Origin of the sequence: Pantoea sp. SIMBA_079 (genome assembly GCF_046940275.1) — a bacterium.
In the GTDB taxonomy this organism is placed as follows: domain Bacteria; phylum Pseudomonadota; class Gammaproteobacteria; order Enterobacterales; family Enterobacteriaceae; genus Pantoea; species Pantoea borealis.
In genome coordinates, this window is sequence record NZ_JAWRYR010000546.1 from 1 (window position 1) to 258 (window position 258).

The following is a 258-nucleotide window of genomic DNA, read 5'->3' on the forward strand; positions in this document are numbered from 1 at the left end:
GACTACATCTGCGAAGAGCTTTTCGACGGCGTCCGCTGTCGTCATGTCGGCTTTGATGGTGACACACTCAGCACCAGCTGTTTTGACCGCCGCCATCGTTGCTTCGGCTTCGGCTTTGGTCGCCAGGCTGTTATAATGGATAGCGATCGCCTTGGCGCCCTGTGCGGCAAGATCACGGGCGATCAGTCCACCGAGGTTCTTTGCCCCACCGGCGATGATAACGGTTTTGTCCTTGATGCTGTGATCGGTCATGAGGTG

Annotated in this window: 1 protein-coding gene; it reads right to left on the reverse strand. The window is 57.0% G+C overall.

Translation table 11 applies throughout. From position 1 onward, the window contains the following. Positions 1–252: SDR family NAD(P)-dependent oxidoreductase (locus tag SB719_RS21145; protein ID WP_412159884.1), on the reverse strand; the 252-nt coding region annotated here is incomplete at its 3' end. Between the last annotated feature and the right edge of the window lie 6 nt (positions 253–258).